The 16,752-nt window shown below is 74.1% G+C and carries 12 protein-coding genes; 3 read left to right on the forward strand and 9 right to left on the reverse strand.

The genetic code is table 11. The features are described 5' to 3' along the window. Nucleotides 1-9 precede the first annotated feature (9 nt). Nucleotides 10-798 (reverse strand): hypothetical protein, encoded by a 789-nt coding sequence (locus ACIBNE_RS03740; protein WP_399269116.1) that lies wholly within the window; start codon nucleotides 796-798, stop codon nucleotides 10-12. Further along, nucleotides 795-1,958, reverse strand: a complete 1,164-nt coding sequence (locus ACIBNE_RS03745) for a 4-hydroxybenzoate 3-monooxygenase (protein ID WP_399270056.1) — start codon at nucleotides 1,956-1,958, stop codon at nucleotides 795-797. Before ACIBNE_RS03745 ends, ACIBNE_RS03740 begins: the two co-directional genes overlap by 4 nt. Nucleotides 1,959-2,654: 696 nt before the next feature. Between ACIBNE_RS03745 and ACIBNE_RS03750 the strand changes: the two genes are divergently transcribed. Together ACIBNE_RS03750 and ACIBNE_RS03755 are read left to right on the forward strand one after the other, a co-directional pair. Then, nucleotides 2,655-3,200, forward strand: a complete 546-nt coding sequence (locus ACIBNE_RS03750; RefSeq protein WP_399269118.1) for a L,D-transpeptidase family protein — start codon at nucleotides 2,655-2,657, stop codon at nucleotides 3,198-3,200. Nucleotides 3,201-3,344: 144 nt separating this feature from the next. Then, on the forward strand, nucleotides 3,345-3,497 hold the full coding sequence (locus ACIBNE_RS03755; protein ID WP_399269120.1) for a hypothetical protein: 153 nt from the start codon (nucleotides 3,345-3,347) through the stop codon (nucleotides 3,495-3,497). Nucleotides 3,498-3,591: 94 nt separating this feature from the next. On the opposite strand, the gene ACIBNE_RS03760 is transcribed toward ACIBNE_RS03755, so the two are convergent. The 5 genes from ACIBNE_RS03760 to ACIBNE_RS03780 all read right to left on the reverse strand — a co-directional run bounded on the left by ACIBNE_RS03760 (nucleotide 3,592) and on the right by ACIBNE_RS03780 (nucleotide 9,468). Next, complete coding sequence (locus ACIBNE_RS03760) at nucleotides 3,592-4,893, reverse strand: sensor histidine kinase (protein WP_399269122.1); 1,302 nt, start codon at nucleotides 4,891-4,893, stop codon at nucleotides 3,592-3,594. Further along, nucleotides 4,890-5,651, reverse strand: a complete 762-nt coding sequence (cseB, locus tag ACIBNE_RS03765) for a two-component system response regulator CseB (protein ID WP_399269124.1) — start codon at nucleotides 5,649-5,651, stop codon at nucleotides 4,890-4,892. The genes ACIBNE_RS03760 and cseB overlap by 4 nt, the downstream gene beginning before the upstream one ends. Before the next feature lie 97 nt (nucleotides 5,652-5,748). Next, nucleotides 5,749-6,726 carry an endonuclease/exonuclease/phosphatase family protein gene (locus ACIBNE_RS03770; protein ID WP_399270058.1) on the reverse strand — a complete coding sequence of 326 codons (978 nt, stop codon included), beginning with the start codon at nucleotides 6,724-6,726 and terminating at the stop codon, nucleotides 5,749-5,751. 35 nt (nucleotides 6,727-6,761) lie between these two features. After that, nucleotides 6,762-7,784 (reverse strand): D-alanyl-D-alanine carboxypeptidase family protein, encoded by a 1,023-nt coding sequence (locus tag ACIBNE_RS03775; RefSeq protein ID WP_399269126.1) that lies wholly within the window; start codon nucleotides 7,782-7,784, stop codon nucleotides 6,762-6,764. Nucleotides 7,785-7,971: 187 nt separating this feature from the next. Then, entirely contained in the window at nucleotides 7,972-9,468 is a 1,497-nt protein-coding gene (locus ACIBNE_RS03780; RefSeq protein WP_399269128.1) for an alpha/beta fold hydrolase, read from the reverse strand. Nucleotides 9,469-9,625: 157 nt separating this feature from the next. Between ACIBNE_RS03780 and ACIBNE_RS03785 the strand changes: the two genes are divergently transcribed. Further along, the gene (locus ACIBNE_RS03785; RefSeq protein ID WP_399269130.1) at nucleotides 9,626-10,609 is read left to right on the forward strand and encodes a MerR family transcriptional regulator; all 984 of its coding nucleotides are present in this window, start codon (nucleotides 9,626-9,628) and stop codon (nucleotides 10,607-10,609) included. Nucleotides 10,610-10,738: 129 nt separating this feature from the next. Here ACIBNE_RS03785 and manA read toward each other — a convergent pair whose 3' ends face one another. Both manA and ACIBNE_RS03795 read right to left on the reverse strand, forming a co-directional pair. Next, nucleotides 10,739-11,968: a mannose-6-phosphate isomerase, class I gene (gene manA, locus ACIBNE_RS03790; protein ID WP_399269132.1), complete on the reverse strand. Its 1,230-nt coding sequence runs from the start codon at nucleotides 11,966-11,968 to the stop codon at nucleotides 10,739-10,741. A gap of 66 nt (nucleotides 11,969-12,034) precedes the next feature. Beyond that, complete coding sequence (locus tag ACIBNE_RS03795) at nucleotides 12,035-16,585, reverse strand: NEW3 domain-containing protein (protein ID WP_399269134.1); 4,551 nt, start codon at nucleotides 16,583-16,585, stop codon at nucleotides 12,035-12,037. Nucleotides 16,586-16,752: the final 167 nt, after the last annotated feature.

Here is a 16,752-nt window from a genome sequence, read left to right on the forward strand (position 1 = left end):
ACGCACCCGTCACGGAGAGCCGCGCTGCCGCCGGGGCCCGCGGTCGTTCGTCGCGGGCCGCCGCGCCCGGTGTCCGTCCAGGTGCGCGGCGAGAACGTCCCGGTGGTCGCCGTCCGCGTGGAGCTCCACGCGCCGGTATCCGGCGTTCGCGGCGGCCGGGGCGGTGAAGTACAGCACCGTGCCGTTCTCGTGGGGGTTGTAGCCGCCCCCGTCGGCGACCGCCCCGTGGCGGACGAAGCTCGCGCACAGGCCGCGCAGCGCCGGCCCGTCGGGGCGGTCCACTTCGAAGGCCAGATGCGCCTCGTGCTCGTGGACGCGTTCGTGCGCGGCGATCGCGGTGAGCGCGGAGCCCGGTGGGACGACGAGCGTGAACACCTCGACCACCCGCCTGCTCCCGTCGGGGCCGTACGCGCCAGGGCGCAGGATCCGCACGTCGAGGTCCTTCGCGTCGCGCCGGTGGCGCAGTGCCAGCCGCTCGCGGACCACGACGCTCGGCCGGGGCGGCGCGGCCGCTGTCAGGCCGCACGCGGCCAGGTCCGCGCGCAGTGCCCGGGGGTCGGGCGGGAAGACGACGAGCGCGGCGTGCTCGAAGCGGCAGCGTTCCGTCAGTGTTCGTAACTCCGGGCCGTCGAGGCCCGGTAGCAGGAGGGGGAGCAGCGCGTCGGACTCCCGGACCCTGACGTACTCGGCCGCCGCGCTCAAGCGGGTGAGATCGTCGGCGGGGAGGTCGGCGGGGAGCAGGACGGCACTCGCCGCGCGGGTCCCCGCCCGTCCTTCTGCTCCTTGCCCGGTCCTCATACGCCGACGTAGTTCTCGGCGAACCAGTCCTGCTGGGTGCGCGAGGTGCGCAGCGCCTCGATGCGGGAGTGGCGTAAGCCGTCCTGGAACCGGCAGTCGCCGTTCGGGTCGGTCGCGCCGTGCAGCAGTTCGACCATCCAGTGCGAGAACGCCTGTGCGCGCCAGATGTGCTGTAGGCACCGTGCCGAGTAGCGGTCGAGGGGTTCGGGGTCGGCGTGCACGAGGTCGTCGATCAGGGCGCGGCCGAGGATCTCCGCTTCCAGCACGGCGAGGTTCGCGCCCTTCGCGGCGGACGGGGCGACCAGGCTCGCGGCGTCACCCGCCAGGAAGAGCGAGCCGTGGCGCAGCGGTTCGAGCACGTCGGACTCCAGGGCGACGACGGTGCGCTGGAGGATCCGACCGCGGCGCAGGGGGCCGTAGTCCGCCGCACGCATCCGCAGGGCGAGTTCGTCCCAGATCCGCTCCTCCGACCAGGTCTCGGGGGTGGTGCCGCGCGCGCACTGGAGGTAGTAGCGGGTGGTCGCGGACGAGCGTGCCATGTGCCCGGCGAAGCCCCGGCGGTGCAGCGCGTACCCCACCGCGTCGAGGCTCGGCGGCGCTTCGGCGAGCAGACCCAGCCAGGACACCCCGTGGTCACGGTGGTGACGGACCGAACCGGGCTTGAGCGCCCGCCGCGCCGCCCCGTGTCGTCCGTCGCAGCCCGCGACGTACCTCGTCCGCCACGTGCCGGGGCGGCCGTCCGGCTCCCGTACCGCCACGGAGGGCCGCGTGGTGTCGGCGTCGCGCACGACCGTCGCCTCGGTTTCGAAGAGGATCCGTCCGCCCGAGCCCCGGAACCGCTCAAGGAGGTCGGCGAGCAACTCGTGCTGCTGGTAGACGGTGTGGTGTTCGCCCCTGCCGAACCGGCCGTAGTCCAGGCGGAATCGGTCGTCCTCGGTACGGAACTCACAGACGCCGTGCCGCTGTCCACGCCGGCGCAGCCCCTCGGCGAGGCCGTTGCGCTCAAGGACCCGCACGGTGTGCGCGGCGAGGAATCCGGCGCGCGCCCGGGTCGTGACGTGCTCCTCCGCGGCGCGCTCCAGGATCACGCAGTCGACGCCGCCGCTGTGCAGGACGTTTCCGAGGACGAGTCCCGCCGGACCCGCTCCGACGATGACCACGTCGGCCGTGGCATGAGCCTTCGCACGGCCCTGTCGCTGTGTCACGAGCACGGATCATATGCAGAGAGGAATAGGCCGATTCGCCACCATCACCCGATCGGGTGCACGGCGTGGGAAGCGGTGGTCCTGCTCGCCGCGACCAGCGCGTCGTGGCCGCTTCCGGGGCCGGGGACCCGATTGGCCGCACCGTGCTGGCGGCGGTCTTGGCCGCTGCGGCACGATGCCGGAGTGCGACCAATTCTGGAGCTCCCCCTGGCGAGGATTTTCCACGGCTCGGGTCCGGCTTCTTCTGAATTCGACGGGTAAGGGTTCTGGGTGCGGAAAACTTCCTGGAAGACGGGCGTCCTGAATTCCTGGAGAACCATCCGGAGGGGAATCGGTGCAGTGTTCCTCGCCGTGCTGATGCTGGGCGCGGGAACTCTCGAAGCGTCGTCGACCCCGCTGGTTTCCGAACAGGGAAACCAGGCGTTTTGGGAAATGGGGACCTCGGGCGGCGCCGCACCGTACGGCGATGCGGCCGAAGACGTCACCCCGGACCAGAGCTGGGAGTACTTCCCGGACACTTCCGCGTCCGTGGGGGAGGAGGGTCCCGTTCCGCCGCGCGGCCGGTTCGAGGGCGACAGCGGGGACCGAGCGGGGACAAGGAGCGTGCCGCCGGGCAGGTGCACGGCCCCGCGGAGCCGCTACCAGCGGAAGGTGGAATCGCTGCTGGGCCTCAAGGCGGACGGGAAGCAGTCGGCCGCGGACTGCCGGGCGATCCGCGCGTTCCAGCGGAAGTACGGGGTCGAGCCCGCGAACGGAGCGGCCGGGGCCATCACGTACACCACGCTGTACGCACGGTGGGCGTCGGCCCGTCCGGGCCGGCTCAAGGGTTGCCCGGCGAGCCGGAAGAGGATCGTCTGCGTGGACCTCTCGCACCAGATCCTCTGGGTCAAGAAGCGGGGGAAGGTCCTCTTCGGGCCCGTGCCGATCCGTAGCGGGAGACCCGGGCACGAAACCCGCACGGGATGGTTCCGCGTCTACTGGCGGCACAAGGCCCACTGGTCCACGGCCTATCACTCCCCCATGCCTTACTCCCAGTTCTTCTCGGGTGGGCAGGCTTTCCACGGAATCTACAGCAACCTCCTCAGGAATCCCGCGTCCTATGGATGCGTCAACCTCAGGTACGACGACTCGGTGAAGCTCTGGAAAATCCTGCGCAAGAACGACAAGGTGCGCATCTGGGGTCGGCGGCCACGGTAAAAACCTCTCGATTGTCCGGTGCGGGGGGATTAGAAATGCCCCCCTCCGTGGAACCTTTTCCCTGCACGGGACGGGGGTCGGTCCGAAATGAATTGATTTCGCCTGCGACCCGTTTTGGGGCCAGGACTTCAGAGAGGGAAAGAAATGCGCAGAAGGGTGTGGGCTCCCACGCTCGTCACCGCGGTGGTGGCGGGAAGCATGTCGCCCGCCGTGGCCGGTCCGGCCACGGGCACGGAAGCGGGAAGCGCGCCGGGCGTGCGGGCCGGAGCCGTCCCGCCGCCGGACAAGAAGGGCTAGGCCCTTCCGCGCCCGCCCCTCACCGGACATCCGGTCCGGTGAGGGGCGGGCGCGCCGCGGGCTGACGCTGGACGGGCAGGGCCGGGGCTCCGGCTCAGCGGGCTTCGGGCAGACCGGGCCGGGACTCCGTCGGCGCCTCGCCCGCGGGCAGTTCGAGGACGGCGACGGCGCCGTGGGGCCGGGCGTTCGACAGGCTGAGGCGGGCGCCGATCACCTGGGCCTGGCCGAACGCGATGGTGAGGCCCAGGCCGTGCCCGGTGCCGCGTTCGGCCGCTCCTGTTTTGAACCGCTGCGGCCCGTGCGCGATGAGGTCCTGCGGGAAGCCGGGCCCGTGGTCCCGCACGGTGACCGTCGTGCCGGCCACGCCGACCAGGACCGGGGCGCCGCCGTGCCGGTGGGCGTTGACCACGAGGTTCGTGACGATCCGGTCCAGGCGGCGCGGATCGGTCGACGCCACCGGATTCCCGGTGACCTCGATCCGCGTGTCGAGGCCAGTGCGCCGTACGGACTCCGTCACGGCCTCGCCCAGCGGAACCGGCTGGGCGTTCGCCCGCTCGGCGCCCGCGTCGAGCCGGGAGATCTCCAGCAGGTCGTCCACCAGGGCGTGCAGCACCCGCACCCGGTCCCGTACGAGATCGGTCGCCTCGTCCTCGGGGAGCAGCGAGGCCGAGGTGACCAGCCCGGCCAGCGGCGTGCGCAGTTCGTGGGCGACGTCGGCGGTGAACCGCTGCTCGCTGTGCAGCCGCTCCTGGAGCGCGTCCGCCATGTGGTCCACGGCCGAGGAGATCTCCCCGATCTCGTCGCGCCACCGCCCCCTGGTCCGCGCGTCGAGGTCGCCGTGCCGGATGCTGCGCGCGGTGTGCGCGACGCGGCGCAGCCTGCGCAGCACCAGCTCGGCGCCGAGCAGCGTGAGCGGCACGACCACGGCGAGCACCGCCATCGCCGCGTACCGCATGTGCCGGTCGAGCGCTTCGAGGCTGAGCTGCTCGCCGTACATGTTGTGGCTGACCGCGACCACGTTCCCCTCGACCCGGGTCCCCGCCCACATCGTCGGCCCCTGGAGCGGCTTGCTCGTGTCGTACCAGGTTTCGACGGACCCGTCGGGGCCGAGCCGGGCGATCAGCGCGTCGGGGACCTGGTCGCCGGTCAGGTAACCGGGGCGCGCGGGGTCGTGGTCCGGCACCTTCTGGGGGGTGCGGTACTCGACCAGGGCCTGTTCCAGCGCGCGCGTCGCCGCGCCCTCCCCGAGGAACAGGTTGCGCTCCTCGGTCCTGGTGTGCACGAGCATCCCTATGCCCAGGGCCGTCACACAGGCGGCCGCCGCCACCACGGCGGCGATCCGCCAGCGCAGGGACCTCGGGTCGGCGAGCCGCCGCAACGTGTCCAGCACGCTCATCGCCGGAACTTGTAGCCGAAACCGCGGACCGTCTCGATGTGATCGGCCCCGATCTTCTTCCGCAGCCGCTGCACCGTGAGGTCCACGACCCGGCTGTCGCCGTCCCAGCCGTAGTCCCACACCTTGCGCAGGAGCGTCTGCCGCTCCAGGACGATGCCGGGCGCGGCCACGAACTCCAGGAGCACGCGCAGCTCGGTCGGGGTCAGCGGGACGGGCCTGCCGCCCGCGCGCACCTCCAGGCCCCGGGTGTCGACGCTGAGGTCGCGGAAGACGAGCACGTCGCCGTCGGCGGGGGAGTCGGCCCCCGCGTCGGCGGCGTGCGGTGCGGCGGCGAGGCCGGCGGCGAACGTGGCACGGCGCAGCAGGGTCCGGATGCGGGCCAGCAGGACCGTGGTGTCGACCGGCTTGACGACGTAGTCGTCGGCGCCGGCCTCCAGACCGGCCACCACGTCGAGCGAGTCGCCGCGCGCCGACATCATCAGGACGGGCGCCTGGCTCGTCTCGCGGATCCTGCGGCACAGCCCGATGCCGTCGAGGTGGGGCAGCATCACGTCCAGGATCAGCAGGTCGGGCTCCGCGTCCGCGTCCCGGAACGCTTCGAGCCCCGAGAGGCCGTCGGGCGCGGCCGACACCGCGTAGCCGTAGCGCTCCAGGGCCATGCCGACGGACTTGCGGATCGTCTCGTCGTCCTCGACCAGCAGGATGCGTACGGGAGGTTCCCCGTTCCGTCCTGCCGGGCCGTCGGTGGTCTGTCGCATCACATCACCCGGGAGTCGCGCCGTATGTCGGCTGGTTTCGTACTGATCTTGTTTCGTGCTGATCGTTCCTGGTCAGACCGTATCTCCTGGCCGGGTTTCACATCCGCAGGGACGCCGCTACGGGCAGGTGGTCGCTCCCCGTGCGCGGCAGCGTCCACGAGGAGAGGGGCGTGGCGCCCTTCACCAGGACCTGGTCGATCCTGGCCACCGGGAACGAGGCGGGCCAGCTGAACCCGAAGCCGTCGCCCGCCTCCTCCTGCGCCGAACGCAGCCCCGATGAGCGCGTCAGCGGGTGCAGCGCCGTGTCGTCCGTCGTGCCGTTGAAGTCGCCGACCAGCACGACCCGCGACAGCCGTTCGGCCCGCAGCGCCGTGGTGAGGTTCGCCGCCGCCTCGTCGCGCCGCGCGGTGGCGAAGCCGCTGCTCGGCAGGACGCGCACCGACGCCAGGTGGGCGACGTACACCGCCAGCGGGCCCTTCGGGGTGTCGACGGTGGCCCGCAGGGCCCGCGTCCACGGCATGATCGCGAGCGGTTCCACGTCGCGCAGCGGATACGTGCTCCACAGCCCCACCGTGCCCTGCACGGAGTGGTAGCGGTGGGTGGCGGCCAGCGCCCGCTCGTACAAGGGGGCCGTCTTCGGCGACAGCTCCTCCAGCGCGATCACCTCGGCGCCCGAGGCGGCGAGGGAGCGCGCGGTGCGCTCGGGCGACGGGTTCGCGTCGTGGACGTTGTGGCTGACCACGGTCACGTCCGCCGTGCCGCCCGCCCGCTTGTCCAGCAGCATGCCGCCGAACAGGGAGCACCAGACGACGGCCGGGACCAGGACGGCGACGGCCGCCGTGGCGGACCTCCTGAGCGCGGCGAGGGCCAGGAGCACGGGAACGCCCACGCCCAGCCAGGGCAGGAAGGTCTCCAGCAGACTGCCCGGGTTCCCGAAGCCGTTCGGCACGAGGGAGTGCCCGAGCATGAGGAGCGCGCAGAGCCCGGCGGCCGCGGCGAGCAGCCGCCCGCGCCGCCAGGGTCCCGGCTTCCGGCCCGCGTCCGGCCCGTTCCCGACGTCCCCGCGTCCGGCCAGGTCCTCGGCCCCGTCCGCGCGGTCGAGCAGCGCCGTCACGTCCGCACCTGCGCGGGGCGGCCGAGCGCGGCGGGCAGCTGGCGCTGTACGGCCTCGATCAGCTCACCGCTCCTGTCCAGGGCCGCCGCCATGCCCTCGGCGGGCGAGGTGTTGGCGCGCTGGCCCAGCACGACACCGAGCACCAGCTGCCGCTTCGCCCCGGCCTTCACCTCCACGGCCCACATCAGGTTCCCGCCCGCGGGCGTGCTCGAACCGGTCTTGAGGCCGATCACACCCGGCTTCTCCAGCAGCCGGTTGGTGTTGACGACCGTGCCGGGCACACCGGGCACGGTCGTGCTGCGCAGCGCGACCACCGAGCGCAGCGCGGGCTGCTCCATGGCCCGGCGGGCGAGCTTGAGCTGGTCGTCCGCCGTGCTCCTGGTGGTCGGCTCGATGCCGCTCGCGCCGGTGTACGTGGTCCGGTCCATCCCCAGCTCGGCGGCGGCGCGGTTCATCTTCGCGACGAACGCCTGCTCGCTGCCTGCGTCCCAGCGCGCCAGCAGCCGGGCGACGTTGTTGCCCGACGGGAGCAGCAGCAGTTCCAGCAGCCTGCGCTGGCTGAAGCGGCGCCCCTCGATGAGCGGGACGGTGGACTCGCTGCCCGAGAACGACTCGTTGGCCGCCGTCGCGTCGACCGTGATGTCGGGGCCCTGCTCGTCCGCGCGCAGCGGGTGGCCCTTGAGGATCACGTACGCGGTCATCACCTTGGTGACACTGGCGATCGGCACCGGCCGCTGCCCGTCCGTGCGGCCCAGGCCGCCGAGCCCCACGGCCTCGACGCTCGACTGGCCGTCCTTCGGCCACGGCAGGCTCAGCCGGTCGGCGAACGGGGCGGCCCCCTGGAAGCCGCCCGCCCGGACGGGCGCGGCCATGCTGCCGCTGTCGGCGGGGCCCGCGAGGCCCTGCCAGCCGCCGACGCCGACGAGGACGACCAGCGCGGCAGAGCCGTACAGCAGACCGCCGCGCCCGCCCCCGCGCCCCCGCAACCCCATTCGCGTCCGTACGCGCTGAGAATCCATCGTTGACCACCTCTCCACGACCCGGTGTACGCGGCTTCCCGCCGTGTACACCGCCAAGGCTGGGCGAGCGGCGCATCCAGCCGGTCAGGACGGCGCATCCACTGGCGCGCGGATGTGTGTCGACCGTGTATCAGCGCACGTCGGCGCACGGGTGCGGAGGCCGACGGGCCCACCAGGGGGTACGGGCTCAGGACGTCAGGTGGGCCAGGACGCGCCGTACCGCGTCCCGTACGGCGTGCCGCGCCTCGTCGGTGTGGTCGACCGCCTCGAACCCGTGGTGGGCGTTCGGCACGTCGACGATCTCCAGGCGCGCGTCGCAGGCCGTGGCGGCCGTGACGAACTCCTCGACCGTCGCCGCGATCTCCGGCGACTCCAGGCCGACCCGCGTCAGCACGATCGGCAGTCCGCCCGCCTTCGGCAGGGCCGCCGCGGGCCGGAACCGGGACGAGGAGAGCCCCCAGTTCGGGAGCGGCGCGAGGACCGGGTACGTCGCCGCGACGCACCGCAGCCACGGGGGCGGGGCGGCGAGCCAGTCCGCCGACAGCAGCCCGCCCCCCGACACGAACCACAGCGCGACGCGGTCGGCGTCGACCCTGGGGTCGGCCCTGACCAGGTCGACCGCGGCCGAGACGTCATCGGCGGCGCGCCCGTAGTCGGAGAGGTCGTGCAGCCGGTGGTCCACGGTCACCCCGACCGCGCCGAGCCCCGCGACGTACGAGCCGTACCCGGCGTACGTCGGCCAGTCGCGCGGAGTGGGCCGCAGCTCGGCGGGGACGGGACCGCCGTGGACGAACACCACGGCGGGCGATGGCCCGCCCGGACCGTCGGGCAGATGGAGGTCGACGCGGCCGACGCGCTCGCGGCGGACGTCCGGCACGTCCAGCAGGAACGGCCGCAGGTGCGCGGGCTCCTCGGAGGGCTTCGCGTCGACGCGACGGCCCTCGCCCGCGGCGGCGCGCAGCAGGAGGGCGGCGAGTTCGGCGGGGCGGGAGAGCATCGGCCAGTGGCCGGTGTCGAGTTCGAGGAACGACACCCGGGGCTCCGCGAGCGCGAGCAGGCGGGGGTCGCCGAGGCGGACCAGGTTCTCGATGCCCGCGATGCTCGAACCGTTGGCGGTGCACAGCACCCCGCTGACGGGGAGCGCGTCGGCCGCGCCCGACAGGCGGAGCGGTTCGGTGAGCGTACGGACCGGTTGCGGCGCCGCCCGTTCGACGAGCCGCGCCAGCGCGCCGTCCGGGACGCCCGCCGTGCTGCCCCACAGCCGCCAGCCGTCGGCGGACGGCGGGGCCACGTCGCCCCGCGCCCCCGACAGCCGCTCCCGCAGCTCCCGGTCGGGCACCAGCGCCAGCGCGGGATCGCCGTCCCGCACGAGCCCCGTGTCCAGATGGACGAGACGGGCGACGCGAGAGGGGCGCCGGTCGGCGGCGCCGACCATCGGATGGACGCCGTAGTCGTGGCCGACGAGCACGAGGTCGGACTCGTCGGCCAAGCTGTCGATCAGCGCCACGACCTCCCGTACGTGGGTTTCCAAGTCGGCGCCGGGAGCGCCGGTTCGCTGCCGCCCGCCCGGCACGGAGAGCGTCACGGGATGGGCGGACGCCCCGGCGGCCCGCAGCCGCTCGGCCGTGTCCTGCCAGATCCAACCGCCGGTGAAGGTGCCGGGCACCAGGATGAACGCCGTCATCGACCGCTCCTTGTACGTGTGTCGCCCAGCGAGCCGCCCCGAAGGCCCGGCCCGCGCTCGCCGGTACGGTAGGAACTCCCCCAGGGGGAGGTTCAACCCGTGACGGGCGACGACCGCCCCGCCGACGCCCCGGTCCCCGCAGAGGGAGGTCAACTCCGTGCACACCGCGCCCCTCGACCCCGCCTGGAGCATCGGCGAGCTGGCCGGGCGCGCGGGCGTCACCGTCAAGACCGTCCGCTTCTACTCCGACCGCGGCCTGCTCCCCGAGGCGCCCCGCAGCGCCGGGGGCCACCGGAGGTACGGCCACCGGGCGCTCGACCGGCTCCGGCTGATCCGCTCGCTGCGCTCGCTCGGGCTCCCCGTCCCCGAGGTGGCCCGGATCCTGGACGAGGAGGAAGAGGCGGGCGGCGACGGGCTGGGACCCGTGCTCGAAGACGCGGTGTCCAGGCAGCTCAGCGCCCTCGGTTCGCAACTCGCCGCACTGCGCTGGCGGGAGGCCGCCCTGCTCCTCCTCCAGGACGTCACGCCCGAGGAGCGCGCCGACCGGCTGGGGCTGCTCGGCGCCGTGGGGTCCCCGCCGAGCACCGCCCCGTTGGCCCGCTTCTGGCGGCACTGGCTGCCGCCGAGGCTCCCGGCCCGCGTCGCGTCGGCAGTCCTGGAACAGGCCGTGCCCGAGCCGCCCGCCGACCCGACGCCCGACCAGGTGCTCGCCTTCGCCCGGCTGCACGCCTTCGTCACCGGCCCGTGCCCCGACGGGCCCGGCTCGGCCCGCAACCAGCCGGCGGCGCACCGCCCCGCTGACGGCTGGCGTCCCGCCGTGCTGTACGAGGGTCTGACCGAGGCGTACGCACTGGCCGCCGCAGGGCTGCGCGCGGGGCGGGCGCCGCACGGCGGCGAGGCGCTCGACTGCTTCGTGTCCGCCTACGCGCGCTCGTTCGGCGCGCGCGGCACGCCCGACACGGCTGCCTTCCGGCGCGGCCTGGGCGCCCAGCTCGCGGCGGACCCTCGCATCGACCGCTACTGGCAGCTCACCGCCGAACTGACCGCCCCGGATTCGGGCGGCCCCGCGCCCACGCCGGGAGTCGCCCACGACTGGCTCCACGCCGCGCTGATCGCCGACGTCGAACAGCACGCGCTCTGAGGGGCCGCGGGGCGGTCCGGCTCTCCTCGCCAGCAGCCCTCGCCCGCAGCCGAGCAGCCGCCCTCGGGCGCCACCCGCGCCCCGCTCCACGACCTCCACGCCATGGGCCCCGACACCCGCGAAGAGCATTCAGCTGCCGACGGCGAACTCCGTTTCGACCGCCGCCACCGTCGCCTGGAAGAACGTCCCCGCACCGGACACCGCGATCCGCTCCCCCGCCGGGACGAAGACGGCCTGCCCCGGCGCGAGCCGTTCCGCGCCGCCGTCCGCGTCCGCGTACAGCTCGCCCCCGGTGCACAGCAGGATCTGCGCGGTGGCGGTCGTCAGATCGTGAGCGGAACGGGATCCCGCACCCTTCGCCCGTACGAAGCGCGAGAGCCGGAACTCGTCGACGGGCGTCGCGTAGACCTCCTCGCCGCCCACGGCCCGCGCCGGACGCAGCACCCCCGGGCCCGTCGCCTCGAAACGGACGACCCGCAGCAGCTCCGGGACGTCGACGTGCTTGGGCGTGAGCCCGCAGCGCAGCACGTTGTCGGAGTTGGCCATGATCTCGACGCCGAGACCGGAGAGGTACGCGTGCGGCACACCCGCGCCCAGGAACAGCGCCTCGCCCGGCTCCAGCCGTACGTGGTCGAGGAGCATCGCCGCGAGGACACCGGGGTCCCCGGGGCAGTGGCGCGCGATCGAGGCGTACGCGGCGCAGGCGGCCCGCACCTCACCGGCCGCCGTCGCGTCCCCGGCCAGCCGTGCGCACGCGGCGGCCACCGCGCTCACCGTCTCGTCCGTCGAGGCCCGGTCGGCGCCCAGCACAGCGGTCAGGGTCTCCCGGAGCGCCGCCTCCACCGGCCCGGCGCGCAACAGGTCCACGTACGGCTTCAACGCGTCGACGCCCAGCGACTCCAGCAGCAGCGCCGTCCCGCGCGGTTCGCGGAAGCCGCACAGGCCCTCGAACGGGGTGAGCGCGCAGATCAACTCGGGCTTGTGGTTGGCGTCCTTGTAGTTCCGCTCGGCGGCGTCGAGCGGGACGCCGCGCCGCTCCTCGTCGGCGTACCCCTGCCGGGCCCGCGCCAGATCGGGATGGACCTGGAGGGAGAGCGGCGCGCCGGCCGCCAACAGCTTCAGCAGGAACGGGAGTCGGGGGCCGAACCGGCCGACCGTCGCCGCACCCAGCTCGCCCTCAGGGGCCGCCGCGATCACCTCGTCCAGCGGGCCGCGCGGCGTGCGCGACGGTGCGCCGGGGTGGGCGCCGAGCCACATCTCGGCCTGCGGCTCACCGGTCGGCGCGACGCCCAGCAACTCGGGCAGGGCGGTGGTCGACCCCCAGGCGTAGGGGCGGACGACGTTGACCAGGCGGTCCATGGGCGGTGTCCTTCTCGGTTCGGATGCGGGTTCTGGGTGGGCCGGGCCCCGGGGCCCGGCCGGGAACTACGACAGCGGGGCGACCCGGACCCGTACGGCAGGGCTGTACGCGACGAGACCGTCACAGGCGGCCTTCGCGGCCACCCAGTACGTGCCGGGCGGAGTGTCCAGCGGTGGCCGTACGGTCAGCGTGACCTCCTCGTCGCTGTCCGGTCCGACCGTCACGGGGACGGACCTGGATGACGTCAACTCCCAAGCGCCGTAGGGCGAGAGGGCAAGGATCTCGCCGCGCACGCCGCTGCGCAGCGGATTGCCCAACCTGAAACGGAGTGCGGTCCGCCCGCCCGGCGCGACGTCGATGTGCTCCGTCGTGTTCACGAGGGTGAGCGCCGCTGCGGGGACACCGTTTCCGTCCGGGTCCGCGACCGTGACCCGCAGGCAGTCCTCCACGGACGCGGGTGACGCGGGCACGGATGCGGACGCGGGAGCGCCCGCCGACGCGCGCGCCTCGACCCGGACCAGGTGGGTGCCGGGCCGCGCGGACCGCGGGACCTCGATCCGCAGCGGACAAGAGACGTGACCGTCCGAAGCCAGGGACACCTCGCACTCTTCCCAGGAGACCTGCCAGCCGTCCGGCGCCGACACCCGGAGCGCGGCGGTGACCGGTGCTCCGCCCGGTGCGCGGTTCGCGCTGACGGTGACCTGGACGTTCAACGGTGCGCCTGCGCAGGGGAGTTCGTCGGGAGTGACGGTGATGGAAAGGGGCGCGTCGCCGAGCGGTGCCGTACCGGTGTTGTGCAGCCAGTAGCGGCTGAACACGGGCTGGTGCACCTCGTGCGCCTCGTGCGCCGACTCGGCGCCCGGCCCGGCAGGCAGCGGGAAGAGCACGGTGGCGGTGGCGTGCCCGTTGACGTCCCGCACCGGTCCGTCCACGGGCCGCTCGCGCAGATCCGACATGCGGGCCGTACCGCGCGCGACGGGCCCGGAGAACACCGGCCGCGCGGGGGCGCCGTGCGTCTCGTGGAGCCGTACGACCAGCGAGTCCTGCCCCGGGCCGCCGACCTTCACGCTCTCCACGAGCAGCCGTTCGGCGGGCTCCACCGTCAGCAACGACTGCCCGTCGCGCAGCCCGCCTTCGGCGGGGGACGCGGCGAAGGCGGTCAGCGGACTGTTGAACTCCCGCCCCCTGCGGACCAGATCGACCCGGCGCCAGTCTCCGTCGCCCGCCACCAGCGCGTGCTCGAAGCGGTGCGTCCAGTGCTGAAGCTGGAAGGACGAGCCGTCGGGGGCCGTACGGCGGGGCGGGTCCATCCACGCACCGCTCGGCCGTCCGGTGCTGGAGCGCAGCAGTGAACTGTGCAGCCGACCGCCCGTGTCGACGGCGAAGCCGGGAGTGCCACGCACCAGGACTCCCACGGTCCGGTCCTCGAACTCCCCGTGCTCATCCGCCCTTTCGTCCGGAACGGGATGAACGGCCCTGATCCGGCCGTCCCTCGCGAGATCCGAGGCCAGCGCGGACAGTGCCGCCATCGCGTCGTCGTCCGGTGCGAGCAGCACCGCGACACAGAGGTCGCGGGCCCCGGTCAGATCGAGGCCCGGCGTCCATGCCGCCCGCAGCGCCTGCCGCGCGGGCACCCACACCAGGGCGTACGGCCCGTCGCACCCCTTCACCGCACCGGCGACCGCCTCCGCGTACGCAGGGTGCGCCGACGCCAGCACCTGCGCCGTGAAAGCGTTCTCCTCCGGCCCGCCCACGGCGATCCGCAGGTCGGGCAGGCTGCTGTCCACCGCGATGTCGCCCCAGCGAGGGCCTGTGGCCCGGGTCGGCGCGCTGGTCGCCCCCGCCCGCCCGAGAGCGGTCACGAGCGCCCGCAGACCGTCGGCCCCCGCCTCCTGCGCCTGCTCCTTCTCCTGCGGTCGCCCGTACCCCGGCAGTCCGGCGTCCGGCAGCACGATCTCGGCGGCGCCGAACGCGCGCACCCCCGCGGCCGAGCCGTCCGGGGCGCTCAGCTCGGCGCGGCACACCGACGACAGCGCGAAGAAGTCGAGACACGGCGTGTCCAGCGTCCACGGTGCCCGCGTGTGGTCCGCGCCCGCGTCCGCGTCGGGGAAGGCGAAGCCCCGCCCCACCACGGCGGCCGCGGTCCCGCCGACCGGCAGCGCGCCCGGCACGTCGGCCGGGACGCGCAGCCGCAGTAGCTGATCGCTTCCGGTGAACTCCTCCACGTCCGTGGTCAGTTCGAGCCGGTCGAGGTCGTTCCACAGGGTGCTGGTGAGCCGCCAGCGCACCTCGCCGGTGCGCCCTCGGGCGACGATCCGCGACCCCAGCGGGCCGCGCTCCACCCGTACGTCGTCCGCGGGCGCCGCGCCCGACCCCGTGCCCGGCCCCTTGGGCAGCAGGTGCCAGGGGCCCTCGCCGAAGTAGGGGTGGGCGGCGTACTCGTCCTGGACCACCAGCTCGCACACCCCGCCCCCGGTCAGCAGCTCCCGCCCGGAGCGCAGCTCCACGACGGACGCGGGACCGCCGCCGCGCAGGGGATCGGCGGTCACCCGGTAGTGCGCGTTGCCGATCGCGTACGGCTCCGCGGGGTCCTGGGCCTTCCACCCGCCGGACAGCGGTGTCCCGCACCCGGTCAGCCACCACGTGCGATGGCCGAGCGCGGGCACGTCCCGCGCCACGAACGAGACCGTGGCGCGCTCGGCTTCGGCGGCCTCGACGTGCACGGGAGAGAGGCGCCCGGCGGCGTCCCGGAGCCCGATCAGCCGGGCGTCGCGCACGCCGAGCGGGGCCAACTCGACCTGGACGCGCACCAGATCGGTCCGCTCCCAGGAGAGCGGGTTGAAGACGGTGACGGCGAGCGTCGGCACCGCGAGGGCCCGCTCCCGCGGTTCCGCCGTTTCAGCATCTGCCGTCTCGGCAGCCGCCGTTTCGACATCCTCCGCTCCGCCCCCGGCCCCCGGCACCCTCGTGTCGATCCGCCCCGCCAACGCCCGCAGCGCGCCCTCCCGGACCCGGACGGCCAGCTCGTACGCCTCGCGCCAGGTCGGCAGCAGATCCAGGTACACCTGGTCGGAGAACGTGCCGGTGACGCCGTCGTGGTGCGCGGCGTGCAGCAGATGGCGCCACGCCTTGTCCAGCGCGTCCCGCGGCACCGCGTGCCCGGCCGCGCTCCGCGCCAGCGCCGTGAACGTCTCGGCCTGCTGGAGCGCGTTCTCCGCCGCCCGCTGCGCCTGCTTCACGTCGGCGTACGACACGTCCTTGCCGGAGTACACGGGCCCCATCTCCCGCGTCACGGGCAGCGGTCGCTCGACCCGGGCCGTCAACTCGGCCCGTACGGCGGCGAAATGCTCGGCGGGCCCGGTGTGCAGGACGCGCGGCCAGGTGTAGCGGCGGGCGAGGAGGTGCTGGACCTCCGTGCCCCACTCGTGCGGCCAGGAGAAGTCGGTGCCCATCGGGACCAGCACGTTCTTCGTCGCGGCGGCCCGTCGCAGCAGCCCGTACAGCTCGACGATCTGCTCGGCGGCCTCCTCGCGGCCCGCCGCCAGGTGCGAGAACCAGCCCGCCGAGTAGTGCGCGGGCAGGTAGTGCAGCAGGAGTCCTTCGCCGCCGGGGGAGAGCCACTCGTACTCGGCGGGAAGCTGCATCGCGTCCGGCGGGCGCGCGGCGGGACCCCAGGTGTCCATCATCGGACCCCACTGGTGGTGCGGACCGCGCGCCAGCACCGCCGAGTCCAGCCCGGCGCCCGCCATCAGGGCGGGGAACGACGGATCGTGCCCGAACACGTCCAACTGCCAGGCGGTGCGCGGCCGGGCGCCCAGCACGCCCTCGTGGAAGGCGAGCCCGTGCAGTGCGCTGCGTACCGTCGTCTCGGCGCCGGTGAGGTTGGTGGAGGGCTCGTTGTAGGTGCCGCCGACGATCTCCAGCCGCCCCGTGCGGATCAACTGCCGCAACTCGTCGCGGTATTGGGGGTGACTGTCCCAGAACGGCTTGAGGTAGTCGATCTCGGAGAGCACGAAGCGGTACGCGGGATCGTCACGGGCCGCCTGGAGGTGCAGCGGGACGAGGGTGAACGCGGGCACGCCCGTGTACTCCCAGCCCTTCTCGGTCTCCCCGGGGCCGGGCGGCACGTCCCAGCGCGCGGTGTAGGCGGCCTGGGTGTTCCACCACATGGGGTCGTAGTGGAAGTGCGGGACGAGGCGCAGCGTCCAGCCCGGTTCGGCGACCAGCAGCTCACCCTCCAGCGAGGCGAGTTCGAGGCCGTACGGGGTGCCGACCCGGGCGGTCACGGGGTGCCGTGCGCCCGGGGTGGCGTCGGCGCCGGGCAGCAGCGCGACCGACACCTCGACGGTGTCCGCCAGCTCCGGGCGGGCGCCGGAGCCCGGGGTCCCCCCGGTGGCGTCGGCCTCGCCGTCCACCACCGCGTACGCCTCGGCGGCATCGGCCCGCAGCAGGCGCGGCACGGGCGTGGTCACCGCCGGTCCCTCGACGCGCACGACGAGGGGGCCCGCGGGGCGGGTGCGGCGCACCCCGACCCGCACCACCTGGGCGGGATCTTCCTCGGGGCCGGTGAACAGGCAGGTCGGGGTGAGGGCGGTGACCGAGACGCCGGTGTCCATGGGCGGCGCACGCTCCTGGGTGGGCTGGGGGCGGGCAGGGGCAGGCGGACCAGTGCGGACGTCGAACTAAACCGCATTAGCCATTGACGAAGCTAGCCGCTCCAGACAACGTTGTCACGCGCACGGCCAACCCGGGTATCCGAGGTAACCGACCACCGCATCCGAAG

It is taken from the genome of Streptomyces sp. NPDC050504 (genome assembly GCF_044458065.1).
GTDB lineage: Bacteria > Actinomycetota > Actinomycetes > Streptomycetales > Streptomycetaceae > Streptomyces.